This window comes from Variovorax sp. BGA-UO-ETr-C22, from assembly GCF_059567965.1.
In genome coordinates this window covers 368,067-386,330 of sequence record NZ_JCAQPA010000009.1, presented here as the reverse complement: position 1 = coordinate 386,330, position 18,264 = coordinate 368,067, and the positions used below count along the sequence as shown (strand labels likewise).

At 70.0% G+C, this 18,264-nt stretch carries 14 protein-coding genes; 13 read left to right on the top strand and 1 reads right to left on the bottom strand.

The genetic code is table 11. From position 1 onward, the window contains the following. The first annotated feature begins 105 nt into the window (after window positions 1-105). The 10 genes from argE to AC57B8_RS11340 all read left to right on the top strand — a co-directional run bounded on the left by argE (window position 106) and on the right by AC57B8_RS11340 (window position 12,998). Window positions 106-1,272 carry an acetylornithine deacetylase gene (gene argE / locus AC57B8_RS11385; protein WP_070063454.1) on the top strand — a complete coding sequence of 389 codons (1,167 nt, stop codon included), beginning with the start codon at window positions 106-108 and terminating at the stop codon, window positions 1,270-1,272. Beyond that, window positions 1,265-2,524, top strand: a complete 1,260-nt coding sequence (locus AC57B8_RS11380; RefSeq protein ID WP_496479659.1) for a DUF445 domain-containing protein — start codon at window positions 1,265-1,267, stop codon at window positions 2,522-2,524. The genes argE and AC57B8_RS11380 overlap by 8 nt, the downstream gene beginning before the upstream one ends. A 141-nt stretch (window positions 2,525-2,665) precedes the next feature. Beyond that, entirely contained in the window at window positions 2,666-4,324 is a 1,659-nt protein-coding gene (locus AC57B8_RS11375) for a Vgb family protein (protein ID WP_496479658.1), read from the top strand. A 118-nt stretch (window positions 4,325-4,442) separates the two neighbouring features. Next, on the top strand, window positions 4,443-5,219 hold the full coding sequence (locus AC57B8_RS11370) for an MHYT domain-containing protein (protein WP_062472795.1): 777 nt from the start codon (window positions 4,443-4,445) through the stop codon (window positions 5,217-5,219). A 73-nt stretch (window positions 5,220-5,292) separates the two neighbouring features. Further along, window positions 5,293-6,903, top strand: a complete 1,611-nt coding sequence (locus AC57B8_RS11365; RefSeq protein ID WP_496479657.1) for an acyl-CoA carboxylase subunit beta — start codon at window positions 5,293-5,295, stop codon at window positions 6,901-6,903. Then, window positions 6,900-8,849, top strand: coding sequence for an acetyl/propionyl/methylcrotonyl-CoA carboxylase subunit alpha (locus AC57B8_RS11360; RefSeq protein WP_496479656.1), 1,950 nt, complete (start codon window positions 6,900-6,902; stop codon window positions 8,847-8,849). Before AC57B8_RS11365 ends, AC57B8_RS11360 begins: the two co-directional genes overlap by 4 nt. A gap of 34 nt (window positions 8,850-8,883) precedes the next feature. Further along, the gene (locus tag AC57B8_RS11355) at window positions 8,884-9,780 is read left to right on the top strand and encodes an SDR family oxidoreductase (RefSeq protein WP_496479655.1); all 897 of its coding nucleotides are present in this window, start codon (window positions 8,884-8,886) and stop codon (window positions 9,778-9,780) included. Window positions 9,781-9,808: 28 nt separating this feature from the next. After that, a complete protein-coding gene (locus AC57B8_RS11350) occupies window positions 9,809-10,969 on the top strand; it encodes an acyl-CoA dehydrogenase family protein (RefSeq protein ID WP_062472787.1) in 1,161 nt (386 codons plus the stop codon). Between the two features lie 5 nt (window positions 10,970-10,974). Then, entirely contained in the window at window positions 10,975-12,141 is a 1,167-nt protein-coding gene (locus AC57B8_RS11345) for an acyl-CoA dehydrogenase family protein (RefSeq protein WP_496479654.1), read from the top strand. Between the two features lie 95 nt (window positions 12,142-12,236). Then, window positions 12,237-12,998: a slipin family protein gene (locus tag AC57B8_RS11340; protein ID WP_062472784.1), complete on the top strand. Its 762-nt coding sequence runs from the start codon at window positions 12,237-12,239 to the stop codon at window positions 12,996-12,998. A gap of 50 nt (window positions 12,999-13,048) precedes the next feature. Here AC57B8_RS11340 and AC57B8_RS11335 read toward each other — a convergent pair whose 3' ends face one another. Further along, on the bottom strand, window positions 13,049-13,987 hold the full coding sequence (locus tag AC57B8_RS11335; RefSeq protein WP_496479653.1) for a LysR family transcriptional regulator: 939 nt from the start codon (window positions 13,985-13,987) through the stop codon (window positions 13,049-13,051). 125 nt (window positions 13,988-14,112) lie between these two features. On the opposite strand from AC57B8_RS11335, the gene AC57B8_RS11330 reads away from it, so the two are divergent. The 3 genes from AC57B8_RS11330 to AC57B8_RS11320 are packed head-to-tail and all read left to right on the top strand — an operon-like array spanning window position 14,113 to window position 18,251. Beyond that, window positions 14,113-15,111, top strand: a complete 999-nt coding sequence (locus AC57B8_RS11330) for a Bug family tripartite tricarboxylate transporter substrate binding protein (RefSeq protein ID WP_496479652.1) — start codon at window positions 14,113-14,115, stop codon at window positions 15,109-15,111. Between the two features lie 34 nt (window positions 15,112-15,145). After that, window positions 15,146-16,825 carry a carboxylesterase/lipase family protein gene (locus tag AC57B8_RS11325; RefSeq protein ID WP_496479651.1) on the top strand — a complete coding sequence of 560 codons (1,680 nt, stop codon included), beginning with the start codon at window positions 15,146-15,148 and terminating at the stop codon, window positions 16,823-16,825. Window positions 16,826-16,853: 28 nt separating this feature from the next. Beyond that, complete coding sequence (locus AC57B8_RS11320; protein ID WP_492733409.1) at window positions 16,854-18,251, top strand: dipeptidase; 1,398 nt, start codon at window positions 16,854-16,856, stop codon at window positions 18,249-18,251. Window positions 18,252-18,264: the final 13 nt, after the last annotated feature.

Below are 18,264 nucleotides of genomic sequence, written 5' to 3'. Positions count from 1 at the left end.
CTTCTCCATCCAAACAAAGAAAAAAGAGGAGGCAGGCTACCCGCTGCGCGTGACAACGCCGATACCCATCTGCGCGGGCGTTCAACTTCCCGGACAATCTGTTGCATGCAGCACACGCTTTCTCCCCAGAGCCTCTTGATGGCGCAAACCTTGGTTCGCATGAACACGGTGAGCGCAAACAGCAACCTCGAGCTGATCGACTTCGCCCAGGCGCACCTCGCGGCCCTCGGCGTGAAGAGCCGCATCACCTACAACGCCGAGCGCACCAAGGCGAACCTGTTCGCCACGCTGGGCGAGGGCAAGCCGGCCGGCGTGATCCTCTCGGGCCACACCGACACGGTGCCCTGGGACGGCCAGGCCTGGAGCGTCGACCCGCTGTCGGCTGTGGTGCAGAACGAGCGCCTGTACGGCCGCGGCTCGGCCGACATGAAGAGCTACATCGCGATCGCGCTGGCCAATGCCCAGCGCTTCCTCGACGGCGACGCGCCCTTCGCCGTGCACTTCGCCTTCACCTACGAAGAAGAAATCGGCTGCTTCGGCGTGCGCGAACTCATCGCCGACATGCGCGACGCCGGCATCAAGCCGCTGGCCTGCATCGTGGGCGAGCCCACGAGCATGGTGCCGGCCATCGCGCACAAGGGCGTGTACCGCTACAAGTGCTGCGTGCGCGGCAAGGAGGCGCATTCGTCGCTCACGCCGAAATCGGTCAACGCCATCGAGATGGCCGCGCGCGTGATCGGCAAGGTGCGCGACATGGCCGAAGACTTCGAGCGCAGCGAGCCGCGCTACGACGGTTTCGACGTGCCCTTCAGCACCGCCAGCGTGGGCCAGTTCCACGGCGGCATCGCCGACAACGTGGTGCCGCGCGACGCCGAGTTCCGCTACGAATTCCGCGACCTGCCCACGGCCGACGCCAGGCGCATGCAGTCCGACGTGCTGGCGTACGCCGCGAGCATCGAGCCCGCCATGAAGAAGGTGGCGCCCGACGCGGGCTTCAAGTTCGAAACGATCTGCGAGATCCCGAGCTTCCTGGGCGCGGCCGGCGACCCGGTCACGCTGCTCGCGCAGCGCCTGGCCAGCGAAGACCGCACCACGCTGGTGGCCTTCGGCACCGAAGCGGGCCTGTTCAAGAACGCCGGCATCCCCACGGTGGTGTGCGGCCCCGGCAGCATCGAGCAGGCGCACCAGCCCGACGAGTTCGTGAGTCTTGAGCAGCTCGCGCGCTGCGAGCTGTTCATGGAGCGCCTCGCGACCTCGCACACCATTGGCTGAAGACCACGGCAGCGGCGCACTGCAACGCATGAAACGCGTCGCGCTCGGCCTGCTGTGCGCGGCGGCGGCGCTGTATGCGCTGGCCAGCGCGCTGCACGGCCAGCACCCGGCCTGGGGCTACGTGGCGGCTTTTGCCGAGGCTGCGATGGTCGGCGCCATTGCCGACTGGTTCGCGGTGGTGGCGCTGTTTCGCCACCCGCTGGGCCTGCCGATTCCGCACACGGCGATCATCCCGAGCAACAAGGACCGCATCGGCGCCAAGCTCGCGGGCTTCATCTGCGACAACTTCCTGAGCACCGCCCAGGTGCTGGCCAAGCTGCGCCAGTTCGATGCGGCGGGGCGCATCGCCGAGTGGCTGGCCCGGCCCGCCAGCGGCGAGCGGCTCGGCGAATGGGGCGTGGCCGCCACGCGCTACGGCCTGGCCGCCTTCGACGACGAACGGGTGCGCGACTTCATGGGCCGCGCCGCCGCGGCCGGGCTGGCCAAGATCGACCTCTCGCGCCTCACCGGCCAGGCGCTCGATGCGCTCACGGCCGGCGGGCGCCACCAGGCGCTGCTCGACGACGTGCTGCAGCAGGTGGCCGAGCTGCTCGACGGCGACGAGGTGCAGGCGCACATCACCGAGGCCATCGCGCGCGAGATCAAGACGCTGCGCTATGTCGGCCTGGACCAGGTGGCGGCCAAGCTCGCCACGCGCAAGATCGTGGCCGCCATCGCACGCACGTTGGCCGAGCTGGCGGCCGAGCCCGACCATCCGATGCGCAAGCGCTTCGACCATTTCGTGGACGACTTCGTGGTGCGCCTGAAGCTCGACCCCGAATTCCAGCAGCGCGGCGAGCAGATCCGCGCCGAGCTCATTGCGCACCCCGCGCTGGGCGACTACCTGCACGGCCTGTGGGGCGAGCTGCTGGGCTGGCTGCACGACGACCTCGGGCGCCCCGACTCGACCATCCGTCAGCGCATCGCGTCGATGGCCGGTGCGCTGGGCCAGCGGTTGCAGAGCGATGCGGCGATCCGTGCCTGGATCAACGAGCAGCTCGAAGCCGCCGCGCCGGCGGCCATCGAGCGCTACCGCGAGGACATCCGCCGCTACATCGAAGAGCGCGTGGGCGAGTGGAACGCGCACGAGATGACCGACGAGCTCGAGCGCCACATCGGGCGCGACCTGCAGTTCATCCGCATCAACGGCACGCTGGTGGGTGGGCTGGTCGGGCTGCTGATCCACACGGCGACGCAGCTGCTGCGCGGCTGAACCATCGTCTGGTGCTGCGGGTTATCCGCAGCGGACGAAAGTCCGCCTCTTGTCCCGCGAGCGACTGCGCGACCTCCTCCGGCTCCTAGACTGCGGGCGCACTGCCGCATCTGTCACAACGCCAACCCAGAGGAGATCGCCATGCCCCGTCGCACGATCCGCGCTGCCGCGCTGACCGCCGCCCTCGCCCTGCTCGCCGCCTGCAGCTCGCTGTCGCCACCGCCCAAGCGCCCCGCCGCCTGGGCGGCGCCCGAGGTGCTCGTGGCCCCGTCGGCCTTCGCGGGCGTGCACGGCCTGGCCATCGATGCGAAGGGCCGGCTGCTGGCGGGCTCCGTGCTCGGCAACACGCTGTGGGAGGTCGACCGCCAGACCGGCGCCGCCAAGGTGCTGATCGACGCACCCGAAGGCCAGGCCGACGACATCGCGGTCGGCCCGAAGGGCGAGCTGGCCTGGACCAACTACCTCATGGGCATGCTGCGCTACCGCGAGAACGACAGCGCGCCGCTGCGCGTGCTCGCCAAGGACCTGCCCGGCCTGAACTCGCTCGACTTCGATCGCAAGAACGGCAAGCTCTACGCCTCGCAGGTGTTCCTGGGCGACGCGCTGTGGGAAATCGACCGCGAAGGCAAGCAGCCGCCCCGGCTCATCAAGAAGGACATGGGCGGCTTCAACGGCTTCGAGGTCGGGCCCGACGGCCTGCTCTACGGCCCGCTGTGGTTCAAGGGCCAGGTCGTGAAGATCGACCCGGCGAACGGCAACCTGACCGTGATCGCCGACGGCTTCAAGATCCCGGCCGCCGCCAACCTCGACGGCAAAGGCAACCTGTGGGTGGTCGATGCGCGCAGCGGCGAGCTGGTGAAGGTGGACCTGGCCTCGGGCCGCAAGACCGTCGCCAAGCAGCTGCGTCCGTCGCTCGACAACCTGGCCATCGCGCCGGACGGGACGATCTACGTCTCCAACATGGCCAACAACGAGGTGCAGGCCTTCAACCCCGCCACCGGCGAACTGCGCACGCTCACCAGCGGCAAGATGGCGGTGCCCGCGGGCCTGAAGATCGACGGCAACGACCTGTGGGTGGCCGACGTCTTCGGCTTCCGGCAGGTCGATGTGCGCACCGGCGAGGTGCGCGACGTGTTCCGCATGCAGCGCGACCCCGAGCTCGACTACCCCTTCGCGGTCGGGCTGTCGCCCAAGCTGTTCGCGCTGACCTCGTGGTTCACGGGCTCGGTGCAGCTGGTCGACCGACAGACCCTGAAGACGGTCGAAACGATCCACGGCCTGAAGGCGCCGTTCGACGCGCTGCCGATGCCCGACGGCAGCGTGATCTACGCCGAGCTCGCCACCGGCAGCATCACCCGCGCCAGCGGGCCGAAGTTTGCAGAGAAGTCAGTGCTGGCTAGCGGGCTGAACGGCCCGGTGCAACTGGTGGTCGGCCAGGACGGCGCGCTCTACGTGACCGAGGCCGCCGGCAAGCTGCTGCGCATTCCGCTGGACGCCAGCGCGCCGCTGCGCACCGTGGCCGACGGGCTGGCGCTGCCCGAGGGCCTGGCCCAGACGCCGTGGGGCAGCTTCATCGTGGCCGAGAGCGCGGCGCGCCGGCTGGTCGAGATCGACCCGGCCACCGGCACCCGCCGCACCGTCGCCGAGAACCTGCCCATCGGCCTGGCCGCCGGGCCCGGCCTGCCCCCGCCCTACGTGGTGACGGGCGTGGCCGTGGGCCGCGACGGCACGGTCTACGTGGCGGCCGACAGGAACAATTCGATCTATCGAATTCGGCCTGTCATTCAGGGTAACAATTAGTACAAGTTTCTGTTTACTTTTATAAACACATATTACAAACTGGTCGGGACGCGTCGCAGCGTTCCGATCGCATAGGGCAGTCGGGGTCTGCGAAGCGCTCTTTCCGAAGGGACATCGCATGACTCCACTCGTCGTAGGCCAAGTGCTATCGCCCGAATACTCCCTGGGGCTGGTCGCGCTTTCGTTCGTCATTTCCTTCTTCGGCTCGCTGGTGGCCCTGATCTGTGCCGGGCGCATGGTCGGCGCCGACGGCAAACCCAACCTGGCCATCGTGGCCTGCGCCGCGGTGGCGCTGGGGGGCATCGGCATCTGGTCGATGCACTTCATCGGCATGCTGGCCTACCGGCTGCCCTTCGGCATCGCGTACAACATGCCGCTGACCATCGTGTCGCTGGTGGCGGCCATCCTGATCTCGGGCATTGCGCTGTACCTGGCGGGCGGGCGCGCCAAGTTCAGCCGCTCGGGCTGGCTGGCGGGCAGCCTGCTGGCGGGCCTGGGCGTGTGCGTGATGCACTACATGGGCATGTTCGCGATGAACATGCGGGCCACGATGAGCTTCGACTTCAGCATGGTCGCGCTGTCGGTGGTCATCGCCATCACGGCCGCCGCCGCGGCGCTGTGGCTGGCCTTCAACCTGCGCAAGCTGAGCCACCAGGTGGCCGCCGCCGCCGTGATGGGCGTGGCGGTGTGCACCATGCACTACGTGGGCATGAGCGCGGCCAGCATGATCTGCACGGCGGCCGCCCCGGTCGACGCGCTCTCGCTGGGCGGCAGCTACATGGGCCTCACGGTGTTCGGCACGGCCGGCGCGGTGCTGATCTTCATCTACTGGGTGGTCACGGGCAGCAGCCTCGACGCCGCCCCCGCCGCACAACGGCGCGTGCGCCCCAGCTAGTTGGCGCAAGCGGGCCGGGGGCCCGCCTCCTAAAGTCTGTGCGAAACGACACGCGCGCACCGCACAGACCCCCATGCCCTTCCTCGAATCCCGGCTGCACACCGCCGGAGACGCCTACCAGGCCAACCGCGCCAGCATGCTCTCGCTGCTGGACCAGGTCCGGTCCCACGAAGCCCGCGCCGTGGCCGCCTCCAGCGCCTCGGCCGAACGCTTCGCCAAGCGCGGCCAGCTGCTGCCGCGCGAGCGCCTCGCGCTGCTGCTGGACACCGGCGCGCCCTTCCTGCCGCTGGCCACGCTGGCGGGCCTGGGCCAGGACAACCCCGACCTTTCGAAAAGCGTGCCCGGCGGCGGCCTGATCGCCGGCATCGGGCGCGTGGCCGGCGTGCGCTGCATGATCAGCGCCTCCGACTCCGGCATCGACGCCGGCGCGCTGCAGCCCATGGGACTGGACAAGCAGCTGCGCCTGCACGAGATCGCGCTGGAGAACAAGCTGCCCTTCATCCAGCTGGTGGAAAGCGCGGGCGCCAACCTCATGCAGTACCGCGTGCAGGACTTCGTGCGCGGCGGCAACATCTTCCGCAACCTCGCGCGGCTCTCGGCCGCGGGGCTGCCGGTGGTGACCGTGACGCACGGCTCGTCGACCGCGGGCGGCGCGTACCAGACGGGCCTGTCGGACTACATCGTGATGGTGCGCGACCGCACGCGGGCCTTCCTGGCCGGGCCGCCGCTGCTGAAGGCCGCCACCGGCGAGATCGCCACCGAGGAAGAACTGGGCGGCGCCGTCATGCACACCCACATCTCGGGCCTGGGCGACTACCTGGCCGAGGACGACCGCGACGCGCTGCGCATCGCGCGCGCCATCCTCGGCGGCATCGACTGGGCACGCGACGAGGCGCCGCGCACCTTCGCGCCGCCGCGCCACGACGCCGAGGAGCTGATGGGCCTCATGCCCACCGACGGCCGCCGGCCGGTGGACATGCGCGAGGTCATCGCGCGCATCGCCGACGGCTCGGAGTTCCTGGCCTTCAGCGAGCACTACGGCAGCGCCACGGTCTGCGGCCACATCCGGCTCGAAGGCCACGCGGTGGGCATCATCACCAACAACGGCCCGATCGACTCCGACGGCGCCACCAAGGCCACGCACTTCATCCAGGCCTGCTGCCAGTCGCGCACGCCCATCGTCTACCTGCAGAACATCACGGGCTACATGGTGGGCCGCGCGCACGAGGAGGCCGGCATCATCAAGCACGGCGCCAAGATGATCCAGGCCGTGACCAGCGCCAACGTGCCGCAGATCACGCTGCACTGCGGCGCCTCGTACGGCGCGGGCAACTACGGCATGTGCGGTCGCGGCTTTGCGCCGCGCTTCTGCTTCAGCTGGCCCAACGCACGCACCGCCGTGATGGGCGGCGAGCAGGCCGCGCAGACCATGGCCATCGTCATGGAGGCCGGCATGGCGCGCAAGGGTGCTGTCGACCGCGAGAAGATCGACGCGATGCAACGCCAGATCGTCGAGCGCTTCGAGCGCCAGATGAGCGTCTTCACCACCAGCGCGCTGCTGCTCGACGACGGCGTGATCGACCCGCGCGACACGCGCGCCGTGCTGGCCGAGGCGCTGTCGATCTGCCGCGACGCCGAGGCGCGCGCGCCGCAACCCATGCAGTTTTCGGTGGCACGGCCATGAGCACCTTTCACAAGATCCTGATCGCCAACCGCGGCGAGATCGCCGTGCGCGTGATGCGCACCGCACGCGCCATGGGCTACCGCACGGTCGCCGTGTACTCCCGCGCCGATGCAGACGCCGAGCACGTGCGCCAGGCCGACGAGTCCGTGTGCATCGGCGAGCCGTTGCCCGCGCAGAGCTACCTGAACATCGACGCGATCGTTGCCGCGGCCCGCGCCAGCGGCGCCGACGCGGTGCATCCGGGCTACGGCTTCCTCGCCGAGAACGCGGCCTTCGCACAGGCCTGCCGCGATGCGGGGCTGGTCTTCATCGGCCCGTCGCCCGAAGCCATCGTCGCGATGGGCGACAAGGCCGGTGCCAAGCGGCTGATGCAGGCGGCCGGCGTGCCCTGCATTCCCGGCTACCAGGGCGACGATCAACGCACCGCCACGCTGGCCGCCGAGGCCGAGCGCATCGGCTGGCCCGTGATGATCAAGGCCACGGCCGGCGGCGGCGGGCGCGGCATGCGGCTCGTGACCGCGGCCGGCGCCTTCGCCGAGCAGCTGCAGAGCGCGCAGTCCGAGGCGCTGCATGCCTTCGGCGACGCCACCGTGATCCTGGAGCGCGCCATCGTCGCGCCGCGCCACATCGAGATCCAGGTGTTTGCCGACCGCCACGGCCATGCGATCCACCTCGGTGAGCGCGACTGCTCGGTGCAGCGGCGCCACCAGAAGGTGATCGAGGAAGCACCCTCGCCGGCCGTCGATGCCGCGCTGCGCGCGCGCATGGGCGCCACCGCCGTGGCCGCCGCAAAAGCCATCGCCTATGAAGGCGCGGGCACGCTGGAGTTTTTGCTCGACGCACAGGGCCAGTACTGGTTCATGGAGATGAATACGCGGCTGCAGGTGGAGCACCCTGTGACCGAAGCGGTGACGGGGCTGGACCTCGTCGAGCTGCAGCTGCGCGTGGCCGCCGGCGAGCCGCTGCCGCTGACGCAGGACGACGTGCGCATCACCGGCCATGCAATCGAGGTGCGCCTGTGCGCCGAAGACCCGCAGCAGGGCTTCCTGCCGCAGAGCGGCACGCTCACGGCGTGGCGTCCGTCGCCTACGCTGCGCACCGAGCACGCGCTGCGCGACGGCGCCGAAGTGCCGCCCTTCTACGACTCGATGATCGCCAAGCTCATCGCGTCGGGCCGCACGCGCGACGAAGCGCGACAGCGGCTGCTGGCGGGCCTACGCGACACCATCGCACTGGGCCTGCCGACCAACCAGGCATTGCTGCAGCGCGCGCTCGCGCACCCGGTGTTCGCGAGCGGCGGAGCGACCACCGCCTTCATCGGCGACCACCTCGACGCGCTGCTCGCCGCCGACGCGGCAGCCGACACGCGCGCCGCCCTGCTCGCGGCCCTGCTGCTGCAGACCGGCGCGCGCGGCTGGCCCTCGCCGCTGGCACACACGCTGCCCAACGCCTTGCGCTTTGCGCTCGACGGGGCGGTGCACACGGCGCGCGTGACGCCGCGCGGCGCGGCGCATTTCGAGGTCGTGCTGGACGACGCCGCGCCGGCCACGCTCGCGCTGCTGGCGCTGCCGGACGACGGCCCGGTGCGCTTTGCCTGCAACGGCGTGGCCGCGCAGGCATGGGTCGTGCGGCGCGGCGAACGCACGGACCTCCACTTCGACGGCCTCGCCCACCGCCTCGACGACCTCACGCACGTGGCCGTCCCGCGCGCCGGCGCGGGCGGCGGTGACGGCCTGCTGCGCGCCTCGATGAACGGCCGCGTGGTCGCGCTGCTGGCCGCCGAGGGCGACACCGTCTCGGCAGGCCAGCCGCTGGTCACGCTCGAAGCCATGAAGATGGAACACGTGCACTGCGCGCCGCGCGCGGGCCGCGTCGCGGCGCTGCATGTGGCCGTGGGCACGCAGGTGGCCGCGCGCCACATCGTGGCCGAGATCGCCGAGGCCTGAAGGCCCCCCCCCCCTTTTTTCGAGAACCTGTCGAATGAACGCATCCCACTACCGCTCCGTCTTCGCGCCCGGCCTGTTCGCCGGGCAATGCATCGTCGTCACCGGCGGCGGCTCGGGCATCGGCCGCTGCACCGCGCACGAACTGGCCTCGCTCGGCGCCCACGTGGTGCTGGTCGGGCGCAAGCCCGAGAAGCTCGACGCGGTGCGCGCCGAGATCGAAGCAGCCGGCGGCAACGCCAGCACACAGGCCTTCGACATCCGCCAGGAGGACGCCGTGCGCGAGGCCGTGAAGGCCATCGTCGCGGCGCACGGGCGCATCGACGGACTGGTCAACAACGCGGGCGGCCAGTACATCACGCCGCTGGCGGCCATCTCGGCCAAGGGCTGGGAGGCGGTGATCCACACCAACCTCACGGGCGGCTTCCTGGTGGCGCGCGAGTGCTACCTGCAAAGCATGCAGGCGAACGGCGGCGCCATCGTCAACATCGTGGCCGACATCTGGGGGTCGATGCCGAACATGGGCCACAGCGGCGCCGCGCGCGCCGGCATGGTGAGCTTCACCGAGACCGCCGCCGCCGAATGGGCCGTGAGCGGCGTGCGCGTGAACGCCGTGGCGCCGGGCTACATCGCCTCCAGCGGCATGGACCACTACCCGCCCGAGGCCGGCGACATGCTGCGCGCCATGCGCAAGACCGTGCCCGCAGGCCGCTTCGGCAACGAGGCCGAGACCTCCGCCGCCATCGCCTTCCTGCTGGGCCCGGCCGCCGCCTTCATCAGCGGCACCGTGCTGCGCGTGGACGGCGCACGCCCGCAGGCGCGCATGGGCTGGCCGATGGCGCTGCCCGACGCGCAGGCGCAGCAGCGCCCCGCGGTGCGGCCCTACGACGGCTTTCACCTCGCGCAGACACCGCGCGTGTTCCAGGACAAGTAACGAGCGAACGAACGAACGGAGACCCGCCATGCAGTACACCCATGAACACCTCGAGATGCAGAACACCCTGCGCCGGTTCATCGACGAGGAGATCAACCCCCGCGTCGACGAATGGGAAGAGGCCGAGATCTTTCCCGCGCACGAGGTCTTCAAGAAGCTCGGCAACCTCGGCCTGCTGGGCCTGAACAAGCCCGAGGCCTTCGGCGGCGCCGGGCTCGACTACTCGTTCGCGATGGCCTTCGCCGAGGGGCTGGGCCACATCAGCTGCGGCGGCGTGCCGATGGCCATCGGCGTGCAGACCGACATGTGCACGCCCGCACTCGCACGCTTCGGCAGCGACGAGTTGCGCCGCGAGTTCCTGGTGCCCGCCATCGCCGGAGATACGGTCGGCTGCATCGGCGTGAGCGAGCCTGGCGCGGGCAGCGACGTGGCGGGCCTGAAGACCTACGCGAAGAAGGACGGCGACGACTACCTCATCACCGGCCAGAAGATGTGGATCACCAACAGCCTGCAGGCCGACTGGATGTGCATGCTGGTCAACACCAGCGAGGGCCCGGTGCACCGCAACAAGTCGCTCGTGATGGTGCCGATGAACCTGCCCGGCATCGAGAAGGCCAAGAAGATCCGCAAGATCGGCATGGACTCGAGCGACACCGGCCTCATCTACTTCGACAACGTGCGCGTGCCGCAGCGCTACCGCATCGGCGAGGAAGGCCAGGGCTTCGTCTACCAGATGCAGCAGTTCCAGGAAGAGCGCCTGTGGTGCGCGGCCAGTTCGCTCGCGCCGATGGACGACTGCATCACGCAGACCATCGAATGGGCGCAGCAACGCCAGATGTTCGGCGCCACGCTGGCCGACCAGCAGTGGGTGCAGTTCAAGCTGGCCGAACTGAAGACCGAGGTGGAGGCGCTGCGCGCCCTCACCTACCGCGCCTGCGACCTGCATGTGAAGGGCGAGGACGTGCTCGAGCTCGCGTCGATGGCCAAGCTCAAGACCGGCCGCCTCACGCGCCAGGTGGCCGACACCTGCCTGCAGTTCTGGGGCGGCATGGGCTTCACGCTGGAGAACCGCGTCTCGCGCCTGTACCGCGACGGCCGCCTGGGCTCGATCGGCGGCGGCGCCGACGAGGTGATGCTCGGCATCCTCGCCAAGACCATGGGCATCGCCAAGCGCCCGCCGCGCGGCTGACCGGCATGGACGCTGAACTGCAGGCCGACCGTGCGGCGCTCGCCGACACGGTGCGCCGCTTCGCCCAGACCGAGATCGCACCGAACGTGCAGGCCTGGGACGAGGCCGGCGAATTCCCGCGCGCGCTGTACACCCGCGCGGCCGAACTGGGCCTGCTGGGCCTGGGCTATCCGGAAGCACTCGGCGGCACGCCCGCCTCGTATGCGCTGAAGCTGCCGGCGTGGGTCGCGCTCGCGCGCCACGGCCACAGCGGCGGCGTGCTCGCGAGTCTGTTCTCGCACAACATCGGCCTGCCACCCGTGGTGCTGCATGCCAGCGACGCGGTGCGCCGCGAGGTCGTGCCGGGCGTGCTGCGCGGCGAGAAGATCGCCGCGCTCGCGATCACCGAACCCGGCGGCGGCTCCGACGTGGCCGCGGTGCGCACGACGGCCAAGCGCGACGGCGACCACTACGTGCTCAACGGCGAGAAGACCTTCATCACCTCGGGCATGCGCGCCGACTGGATCACCGTGGCCGTGCGCACCGGCGAAGGCCGCTGCGCGGGCGGGCTCTCGATGCTGCTGGTGCCGGGCGACGCGCCCGGCCTTTCGCGCACACGGCTCGCGAAGATGGGCTGGCTGTGCTCCGACACCGCGACGCTGCACTTCGACCACGTGCGCGTGCCCGCGCGCTACCTGCTCGGCGAAGAAGGCGGCGGGTTCCGCATGGTCATGGGCAACTTCAACGGCGAGCGCGTCGGGCTCGCGGCCGGCGCGCTGGGCTTCGCGCAGGCCTGCCTGGACGAGGCGCTGGCCTGGTCGCGCGAGCGCAAGACCTTCGGCGCCGCGCTCATCGAACACCAGGCCGTGCGCCACAAGCTGGTCGACATGCAGATGCGCATCGCCTCGACCGAGGCCTGGCTCGAGGCCGTGTCCGCCGAGGGCGACGCGCACGAGGCAGCGGGCCGCATCAACGCGCCCGAGTGGGTGGCGCAGGTCTGCCTGCTCAAGAACCACGCCACGCAGACCATGCAGTTCTGCGCCGACCAGGCGGTGCAGATCCTCGGCGGCATGGGCTTCATGCGCGGCACCGTGAGCGAGCGCGTCTACCGAGAGGTCAAGGTGATGATGATCGGCGGCGGGGCCGAGGAGATCATGAAGGAGCTGGCGGCGCGCCAACTCGGGTGGGTGTAGCGGCGGCACCGGCCTTTATTCCGGCCCGGCCGGAACGCCGCTGCGCAGCAGGTGTCCAACCGTTCAGCACCTTTGCTGAGTCGCGGGAGATCACCATGCTCTCTTTCACTTATGGCATCGGCGCCGTCGCCCTGGTCCTGCTGGCGGCGCTGCTCTTTTCGGCGATATGGATCTTCCGGGAGTACGAGCGCGGCATCGTGTTCACCCTGGGGCGCTTCTCGAAGGTGGCAGGGCCCGGGCTGGTGTTCGTGATCCCGGCCATCCAGCAGGTGGTGCGCGTCGACCTGCGCACCGTGGTGCTCGAAGTGCCGACGCAGGATGTGATCTCGCGCGACAACGTGTCGGTGAAGGTCAGCGCGGTCGTCTACTTCCGCATCGTCGATGCGGCCAAGGCCATCATCGAGGTCAAGGACTTCTTCAACGCGACCAGCCAGCTGGCCCAGACCACGCTGCGCTCGGTGCTCGGCAAGCACCAGCTGGACGACATGCTGGCCGAGCGCGAGAAGCTCAACCTGGATGTGCGCGAATCGCTGGACGTGCAGACGGCGTCATGGGGCATCAAGGTGTCGAACGTCGAGATCAAGCAGATCGACCTCACCGAATCCATGATCCGCGCCATCGCGCGGCAGGCCGAGGCGGAACGCGAACGCCGCGCCAAGGTGATCCATGCCGAGGGCGAACTGCAGGCGTCCGAGAAGCTGTTCCAGGCCGCGCGCGTGCTGGCGCAGGAGCCGCAGGCCATCCAGCTGCGCTACCTGGAGACGCTCACGGTGATCGGCGCGGACAAGAACACGACCATCGTGTTTCCGCTGCCGGTGGACCTGATGGCGAGCTTTCTCGGCAAGCAGCACGCATAGCCTGCAACGGCGGTGGTCCCGGCGCCGGTTCGAATCGCTGCGCGGGCAGATCAGGTCGATGGCGCCGCGGATGGATCGGCACCGGCCTGCGCGAGCCCGACGCAGAAATCGCGCACCAACCGCAGCGCAGGGGCCTCGGTGCGGCCTTCGAGTGTGACGAAGGCGAACTGCGCACTGAGCCCCGCCGCGGGCGCCACCGTCAACTCGGCCAGTTCGCCGCTGTCCTGCAGCGCGCGGGTGGCCGCGAGCACGCCCAGGAAGATCGCGTCGGTGTTGCGCACGGCATCGATCAGCGCGCCGATGTCTTCCGACGACACATGCAGCCAGCGCTGCGGGCTCGCGTCGCTGCCGTAGCGCTCGACCAGGATGCGCGCCACGTCGTCGCTGACCATCGTCGAGACCACCGGGTAGCGCACGAGGTCGTCGAAGCCCACCGGCGTGCCGCGGCCCTTCGCAAGCAGCGGATGACCGCGCCGGCAGACGAAGCCGGAGCGCAGCGTGGGCAGCACGTCGATGTGCAGGTCTTCCCGCGGTGACACCGCGCGGTAGGTGAGCACCAGCGCATCGAGCGTGCGTGCGCGCAGTGCCGCCAGTTGCAGGTCGGGCCCGCCGCCGTGCAGCTGCAGGCCCACACGTGGGTGGTGGCGCAGCATGTGGATCAGCAACGGCGACGAGAACAAGGCGCCCGGTGCGGCACCGAGCCCCAGCCGCACCGAGCCGGCCTGCCCGTCGGCCAGCAGCGCGGCGGCGCGCTTGAGCTCATGCGTCTCCATCGAGATGCGCTTGGCGCGCGCCAGCACTATGGCGCCGAACGGCGTGAGCTCGTTGCGCTTGCCGATGCGGTCGACGAGCTGCATGCCGAGCTCCTGCTCGAGCATCTGGATGCTGCGGCTGAGCGCCGGCTGCGTCAGGTGCACCTTCTCGGACGCGCGGCTGAAGGAGCCGGTTTCGGCGAGCGCGAGCAGGTGGTCGAGTTGCTGGAGGTTCATGGCGGGCCGCTCTTTGTCATACGCATGAGGCGCGCTCATGGTAATGACAAAAACAATGCATTGGACAGATATTCATGCGATTCCTAGCATCCATCGCGTACTACTTTGGACCAAGGAATTTCCCCATGAAGCGGTTCGGTCAATGGCTTTGCGCGCTGGCTTTTCTAGGCTGCGGCACGGCGGCGATGGCGCAGCCACAAGCGCAGGGGCCCTACCCCTCGAAGGTCGTCACGATGATGGTTCCCTACCCGGCGGGCGCCGCCAGCGACTTCACCGCGCGGGCCCTGAACGACCTGGTCGGCAAGGCGCTCGGCGGGCAGGTGATCGTCGAGAACCTCGGTGGCGCGAGCGGCGCCATCGCCGCGGGCAAGGTGCTGGCGGCGCCGGCCGATGGCCACTTTCTGTTCCAGGGCTCGCCCAACGAGCTGATCCTGTCGGGGCTGGTCAACAAGAGCACGCGCTACAAGCCCGAGGACTTCCAGTGGATCGCGCCGGTGGCCACCTCGCCGCTGGTGCTGATGGTCAACAACCAGCTGCCGGCGCACTCGCTCGATGAGTTCGTGGCGCTGGCGCGCTCGCGCAAGGGCGCACCGCTGAGCTACGGCACGCCGGGCGCCGGCACGCTGTATCACCTGCTCGGCGAGCTCTTCACCAAACGCACCGGCGCGCCTGCCACGCACGTGCCCTACAAGGGCGGCGCGCCCCTCCTGCAGGACCTGATCGGCGGGCAGATCGACTTCGCGTTCATGCCGTACCAGGCCTTCTATGCCGACTACGTGAAGCAGGGCCGCCTGCGCGTGATCGGCTCGCTGTCGCCCGGCAAGCGCCTGCCCGCGCCGTTCGACACGGTGCAGACCAGCGCGCAGAGCAAGGACATGAAGGACTTCGACTTCAGCATCTGGACCTCGTACGTGGTGCGCAAGGGCACGCCGCGGCCGGTGGCCGAGCGGCTCAACGCCGCGATCACCGCCGCGCTGAAGAACCCGCAGGCGCGCGCGCAGCTGGAATCGCAGGCCAAGACCGTCTTCGAGCCGATGAGCCTGGAGGCGGGCGAGCAGTTCTACGCCGCCGAGATCGCGCGCTACCGCGACCTCGTCAAGGCCATCGGCTACGAGTCGCCCTGAGCTCCCGGTCCACGCAAGAACAAGAGGTGCATTCATGAAGACGAGACAACTCAACGGCCTGGCGCTGATGATCGCGCTGTCGCTCTCGGCGTGCGGCGGTGGTGGTGGCAGCGGCGCCGGGTTCGGCGGCGGCATCGCGCTGCCGCCGGCCGCGAGCCCCGCACCGGAGGCCCCCGCGCCGGCGCCGGACGACCTCACGGTCGCGGTCACCACCGAGGGCAAGGTCGCGGGCAGCGCCGGCTCGGACATGGTGTCGTTCCTCGGCATTCCCTACGCGCAGCCGCCGGTGGGCGCGCTGCGCTGGGCGCCGCCCCAACCGCCGGCCGCACACGCGGCCACGCTGCAGGCCAGGGCCTTCGGCCATGCGTGCCCGCAAGCCCCCGGCGCGGTGTCGTCACCGATCGCCGAAGACTGCCTCTATCTCAACGTGTGGAAGCCCGCAGGCACGAAGCCCGGCGACAAGCTGCCGGTGATTTTCTACATCCACGGCGGCGCGTTCACGCTGGGTTCGGGCGAGATGGGCCCGAGCCCGCTGGCGAGCCGCGGCGTGGTCGTCGTCAGCCTCAACTACCGGCTCGGCGCGCTCGGCTACCTCGCGAACAAGGCACTGCGCGCGGCCAACAAGGACGGCAGCCTCGGCAACTTCGCGGTGATGGACCAGCTGGCCGCGCTCGGCTGGGTGCAGAAGAACATCGCGGCCTTCGGCGGCGATGCAGGCAACGTCACGCTGTGGGGCACCTCGGCAGGCGCGACGCAGAGCTTCTCGCTGCTGCAGTCGCCGAAGGCCAAGGGGCTGTTCCAGCGCGCGGTGATGCAAAGCGGCGGCGCGGCCGAGTACTCGAACCCGAGCATGGACACCTCGCTCGCTGTCGGCGACACCGCCGTGCAGAACCTCGGATGCAGCGGCGCCGCCGACGTGGTCGCCTGCCTGCGCGCGCTGCCGGTGTCGGCGCTGCTGGCCCAGGGCGGGCTCAAGTGGCGGCCCACCGTGGACGCGCAGGTCCTCACGCAGGTGCCCGCACGCGCCTTCGCGACCGGCAACTTCAACCAGGTGCCCGTGATGATCGGCGGCGTGCACGACGAGGGCACGCTGTTCGTCGACACGAAGCTGAGCGCCACCTACTACCCGCTGTACCTGCGCGGGCTCGCGCCGGCCGGCTACGACACCACGGCCATCGAGGCGGCCTACCCGATCGGCAACTACGCCCTGCCGGCGCAAGGCATCGCGCGCGCCATGGGCGACGCGATGTACGCCTGCGGCAACAGCGCGCGGCGCGATGCGCTCGCGGCCTGGGTGCCGGTGTACGGCTGGGAGATGACCGATCCGCAGCTGTCGTTTCCGACGAGCCCCACGGCCTTCTTCTACGGCACCGCGCACGGCATGGACAGCTACTACCTGACCGGCACGGTCGACGCGCTGCCCACGTACCCGTACTTCGACCCGGGCAGCGCCACGCCCGACGCAACCACCACCGCACAGCGCAAGGCGCTGTCGGCGCAGATGGTCGCTTACCTCCTCAACTTCGCGAAGCACGGCGACCCGAACGGCGACGGCCGCAACGTCACGACGCGCTGGCCGCGCTCCATGGGGCCGTCGGGCCGCGCGCTGATGGAGTTCACCTACCCCACCGTCAAGACATCGAGCAACGCGTTCGAGCACACGCACAAGTGCGACACGCTGTGGGGGCCGGACGTGTTCCCGCCGCTGTACTGACGAACCCACCGCATTCACTCCACCCTCCATGAACGAACAACACGTCATCGACCACCTCGACGCCCGCCAGCCGCAGATCGTGGCCTGGCTCAAGGACTTCCTGCGCATCCCGAGCGTGAGCGCCGACCCGGCCTTCGCGCCCGGCATGCACGAGGCGCGGCGCTTCCTCGTCGAGCGGCTGCAGCAGATCGGCCTGGCCGGCGTGCGCCTGCTCGACGGCGACGGCGAGCCCGCCGTGTACGGCGAATGGAATGGCGCGCCCGGCCAACCCACGCTGATGGTCTACGGCCACTACGACGTGCAGCCGGCCGATCCCGTCGCGCAATGGCGCACGCCGCCGTTCGAACCCACGGAAGTGGACGACCGGCTCTACGGCCGAGGCACCTCCGACGTGAAGGGCTCGACCACCATCGCACTCGAGGTGATCGCCTCGTTCCTCGCGGTGCAAGGCCGGTGCCCGGTGAACATCAAGGTGTTTCTCGAAGGCGAGGAGGAAACGGGCAGCCCCTCGCTGCGAACCCTCGTCGAGCGCCACCGGGCGCTGCTGCAGGCCGATGCGGTGCTGTCAGCCGACGGCGGGCGCGCGAGCGCGCAGGTGCCGACGATCAACACCGGTGCGCGCGGCAACTCACAGCTCGAGGTGCGGTTGCGCACCGCGCACAAGGACCTGCATTCAGGCCGCTACGGCGGCGGCGTGCGCAATGCGCTGCACGAGATGGCGCGGCTGGTCGCATCGCTGCACCACGCGGATGGCGGCGTGGCGGTCGAAGGCTTCTACGAGGGCGTGCTGCCACTCAACGCCAGGCAGCGTGCCGATACCGCGGCGTTCCCCTACGACGAAGCCGCGTTCTTTTCTGATGTCGGCGCCGGCGCGCACGGCGAGCCCGAATACACCGCCCGCGAGCGCATCACGCTGCGGCCCGCACTCGACGTCAACGGCCTGTGGGGCGGCTACACGGGCGGCGGCGGCAAGACCATCGTGCCCTGCGAGGCGCAGGCCAAGCTCACCACGCGCGTGGTCGCGGGGCAGGACCCGCGCGCCGTGATCCACGCGGTGCTGCGCCACCTGCAGCGGCACTGCCCGCCCGGCTGCACGCTCGACGTGGTGGCCCTGAACGACGGCTCGCCCGCCTCCACCCTCGCGCCGGACCACCCGCTGGTGCGCGCGGCCGAAGCGGTGCTCGAACGCGAGAGCGGCCGGCGCCCCGTTCACGTGCGGCTCGGCGCGAGCGTGCCGGTCACATCGATCTTCAAGGAGATGCTGGGCATCGACACGCTGATGTTCGGCTTCAACCTGCCCGATGAAGACGTGCATGCGCCGAATGAGTTCTTCCGGCTGGCCTCGATCCAGCAAGGGACGCGGGCCTGGACGTTGCTGCTTGCGGAACTGGCAAAGCACCCACCGGCCTCCTTTCATGCCGGCTGACGCCTGACGCGCG

What these genes read in the sequence shown, in the direction of transcription:
- argE (WP_070063454.1), top strand. Translation starts at nt 106, where the DNA reads ATGCAGCACACGCTTTCTCCCCAGAGCCTCTTGATGGCGCAAACCTTG.
- AC57B8_RS11375 (WP_496479658.1), top strand. Translation starts at nt 2,666, where the DNA reads ATGCCCCGTCGCACGATCCGCGCTGCCGCGCTGACCGCCGCCCTCGCC.
- AC57B8_RS11370 (WP_062472795.1), top strand. Translation starts at nt 4,443, where the DNA reads ATGACTCCACTCGTCGTAGGCCAAGTGCTATCGCCCGAATACTCCCTG.
- AC57B8_RS11365 (WP_496479657.1), top strand. Translation starts at nt 5,293, where the DNA reads ATGCCCTTCCTCGAATCCCGGCTGCACACCGCCGGAGACGCCTACCAG.
- AC57B8_RS11360 (WP_496479656.1), top strand. Translation starts at nt 6,900, where the DNA reads ATGAGCACCTTTCACAAGATCCTGATCGCCAACCGCGGCGAGATCGCC.
- AC57B8_RS11355 (WP_496479655.1), top strand. Translation starts at nt 8,884, where the DNA reads ATGAACGCATCCCACTACCGCTCCGTCTTCGCGCCCGGCCTGTTCGCC.
- AC57B8_RS11350 (WP_062472787.1), top strand. Translation starts at nt 9,809, where the DNA reads ATGCAGTACACCCATGAACACCTCGAGATGCAGAACACCCTGCGCCGG.
- AC57B8_RS11345 (WP_496479654.1), top strand. Translation starts at nt 10,975, where the DNA reads ATGGACGCTGAACTGCAGGCCGACCGTGCGGCGCTCGCCGACACGGTG.
- AC57B8_RS11340 (WP_062472784.1), top strand. Translation starts at nt 12,237, where the DNA reads ATGCTCTCTTTCACTTATGGCATCGGCGCCGTCGCCCTGGTCCTGCTG.
- AC57B8_RS11335 (WP_496479653.1), bottom strand. Translation starts at nt 13,987, where the DNA reads ATGAACCTCCAGCAACTCGACCACCTGCTCGCGCTCGCCGAAACCGGC.
- AC57B8_RS11330 (WP_496479652.1), top strand. Translation starts at nt 14,113, where the DNA reads ATGAAGCGGTTCGGTCAATGGCTTTGCGCGCTGGCTTTTCTAGGCTGC.
- AC57B8_RS11325 (WP_496479651.1), top strand. Translation starts at nt 15,146, where the DNA reads ATGAAGACGAGACAACTCAACGGCCTGGCGCTGATGATCGCGCTGTCG.
- AC57B8_RS11320 (WP_492733409.1), top strand. Translation starts at nt 16,854, where the DNA reads ATGAACGAACAACACGTCATCGACCACCTCGACGCCCGCCAGCCGCAG.